This window comes from Mogibacterium sp. CM50, from assembly GCF_000293155.1.
Taxonomy (GTDB): domain Bacteria; phylum Bacillota; class Clostridia; order Peptostreptococcales; family Anaerovoracaceae; genus Mogibacterium; species Mogibacterium timidum.
The window spans coordinates 1-2,830 of sequence record NZ_ALNL01000001.1 but is presented as its reverse complement, the minus strand read 5'-3'; the positions used below and the strand labels follow the sequence as shown (position 1 = coordinate 2,830).

Here is a 2,830-nt window from a genome sequence, read left to right as displayed (position 1 = left end):
GCCTCCGCCTGATCGATGCTTTTGATATGCAGGTTTACAATCATTCCCGTTTCCAAATCCAAAAGGTCGGACAGAATGCGATCGTTTAATTCCGGGGCTAAGATTTCAAGAAAGCTTACCGCACCGAGCTTACTGCCCATACGGAAAGTTCTGCCTTCTCCGAAGTAAAAAGAGGACGGTGCGATAAAGTCCTTTGTTGATAATCCCGACGGAACAAGATAGTCCCAAGAAAAGAAGAAAGGCTCTCCCTCCGGATGAAAAATACCGTGCAGGTTTTTTAACCTTTCATATCCGCTCATAGCATGAGCGCTTACTCCAAGCACTTTAAAATTGTTCAGCATATCCGTTTCAATGCGGTTAAGCCTTGCCTTTGCCGCATTCATATTTTCCGCTTCCACACTGAATGTTACGAATTTCAGCTTTACAAGACCGTTGTTTCCTTTGGAAAGCTGAGCAGAAAGCATTTTTTGATACTCGCTTCTTATGGACTGAAAGCCATCATCACGCATCGGAATTTCAATTGCGGTCTTTGCTTCTCCGCGGCTTCCCTGATTGATAAAGGAAAGCTGTACATCCACAGAGGAATCAAAATAGTTTAGAAAGTCGCACCAGTTTTCAAAGATAGCGGTTTTATCGTCCGCTCCTGCAAGCTGATAATTGATGTCGGAAAAGGAAATGCACTTGCTGTATCTGTTTTCTGTTACTCTGCATATCCCGTCCGGATGCATAGAAAGGTAGGGGATGCTCTCCTGCGCAGAAGATGCCTTTTTATCCGGCTTTGCTTTTCTGATAAGCTCCGCAATCTGCTTTTTCTCGCTTCCCCTGAGCTTTCTTTTATTTTTTACGCTGTTTTTTTCCTTTGTTTTGTCCTTTAACAATATGAAATACCTCCTTTTCAAGTTTTCTCTGCTTTATTAAAAGGGTATAATAGTTTCTCGTCCTGTATGGACGCTCTTTCTTTCGGATAAACTTTGTCTGCACGATATGCTTTAGGACTACCTCAAGGGGCTGTCCGTGCTTTTCGTACATGGCAAAGAGGAAAAAGGGAAGCATGATTAAAATCATGAAAAAAGCCGCAAGACTTGTTCCTGCGCTTCCCTTTAGGAGAAAGAAAACAGGCAGCCCTAAAATTAAGGCTGCCGTAAAGCAAAGGATCTGCCTTTTTGTAAGGTTAAAGGCGACCTTTGTTTTAACCTTTGTTAAGTCTTTTGGTACGGGTACATACGCCATAAAAGCCTCCTTTCCGTTAAAGCGTAATACTGCTTTTTACTTCGTTTCCCCATATATCCCAGCCGGGACTTTCCTTCCTTGCAAAAAGCTCTATTTTAGGGAGATCTCCCATAAGGGCTGTGATTTTTTCTCTTGCTATATCCGGCTTTTTGCTGTGTGCTTCAATGGGGCTTATGATAAGCTGATGAACATTTTTCGCCTGTCTTTTGGGATGACCTTTCGTTGCAAGTAGGCAGATTTCCGCATTTCCTCTCGTCCAAAAGCCAAGCCCGTAAAACCATGTTCCAGCCTTTTTATTTGTTTTCAGCCATACAAAAGCGACCGTCTTATACTGAAAGCCCCATGCCTTAATTAGCTGCAGGGCTTCTTTAAGCTGCGGGAAAGTAGCCCATAAAAAAAGTACGCAGTCCTTTTCCGCGATTTCAGAAACGGGAAGCGTACAAAGCTCCTCTATGCTCATGGTGGGATAGTGATTTTCCGCCGCGCCCTGTACTTTGCTTCTTTCGTATTTCCATGGCGGATCGGCATAGATAATGCTGTATTTTTTACTGATTGTTTTGATACCTCCTTTGTATTAGGGCTAATGCGCTCCAAAAATTGATTTTGAAATGGCACTTGATTTTAAGAGCATAAAGCAAAGCAGCACGGTATATGCCGCAAGAGAAAATATCGCGGTATGCAGGTTGTCCGATACGGTCATAGCCTTTACCAAGACAGCATATATTCCGACGCATACCATGATTAAAAAGCCCTGAAAACCAAGTGCGAATAAGCTTTTCAGATAGTTGTTTCCGATCTGTCCCCATTCTTTATTTGTCATAGTGGCAAATGGAATCGGGGCGACGGAGCAGACTAAATAGATCTCTATCATTCTGCCGTAGATGACAACGGTAATAAAAACGGACATGATTTTCATAGAAATGCTCACAAGTCCGGTTTCTATGGAAAGCCGTAAAAGCTCCGGTATTTCCATATCCTTCAGCTTTCCTTGTAGTGCGGTAAGAGAGGATGCCACATCAATGCTTGTGTCCGAGCTGATAACGCCGGATGCGCCTGATACAACATGCTGCGCCACATCGAATACCGCCATGGTAATATCAAAGGTATGGGTAACGATAAATACCGCTACCCATGCCTTGAAAAACCACTTAAAAAACATAAAGGTGTCCAACTCGTGCAGATTATTTTTATCAATAATCATGCTGATCAGCTCGTAGCAAAGAACATAGGTAATGACAAGCCCCGCAATGGGGACGATCACATTTTCCGACAAGGTTTTTATCATGGAAAATACGCTGTCGTTCCAGCCCTGCGGGGTCTTGCCTACCTCTGCCGCTATGGTTCCTACCTTTTCGTTGACATCGCCAAGCAGAGCTTCAAGATTTCCCTGAATGGATCCAATTAAAATTTCCTTGATCCATTCATTGATTGCATCAAGTATGCTCTGCACGTGTTACCTCCTTATCCGAACAGTCCGCGAAGAAGCGGAACAAGGGTTGTACCGATAAGGGCAACGCCTCCTCCTGCCATAAGCTGCTTGATTCCCTGTGATTTAGCGCCCGATAGTGATAGGTAATCCTTTGATGTTATCTCCGAATTT

At 43.5% G+C, this 2,830-nt stretch carries 4 protein-coding genes and 1 pseudogene; all 5 read right to left on the bottom strand.

Annotation, left to right across the window (positions count from 1 at the left end; all coding sequences use genetic code 11):
• A pseudogene (locus HMPREF1152_RS00020) lies at positions 1-878 on the bottom strand (VirB4-like conjugal transfer ATPase, CD1110 family); the annotation flags it as partial.
• A complete protein-coding gene (locus HMPREF1152_RS00015) occupies positions 835-1,230 on the bottom strand; it encodes a PrgI family protein (RefSeq protein WP_004802685.1) in 396 nt (131 codons plus the stop codon). The gene HMPREF1152_RS00015 and the pseudogene HMPREF1152_RS00020, both read right to left, overlap by 44 nt.
• Positions 1,231-1,246: 16 nt before the next feature.
• A complete protein-coding gene (locus HMPREF1152_RS00010) occupies positions 1,247-1,762 on the bottom strand; it encodes an MT-A70 family methyltransferase (RefSeq protein ID WP_253255476.1) in 516 nt (171 codons plus the stop codon).
• A gap of 48 nt (positions 1,763-1,810) precedes the next feature.
• Positions 1,811-2,680: a VirB6/TrbL-like conjugal transfer protein, CD1112 family gene (locus HMPREF1152_RS00005; protein WP_009643075.1), complete on the bottom strand. Its 870-nt coding sequence runs from the start codon at positions 2,678-2,680 to the stop codon at positions 1,811-1,813.
• An 11-nt stretch (positions 2,681-2,691) separates the two neighbouring features.
• The coding region (locus HMPREF1152_RS09145; RefSeq protein WP_009643072.1) for a Maff2 family mobile element protein at positions 2,692-2,830 on the bottom strand (139 nt) is incomplete at its 5' end.

Coding starts and splice junctions, on each gene's coding strand:
- HMPREF1152_RS00015 (WP_004802685.1), bottom strand. CDS start 1,230: ATGGCGTATGTACCCGTACCAAAAGACTTAACAAAGGTTAAAACAAAG.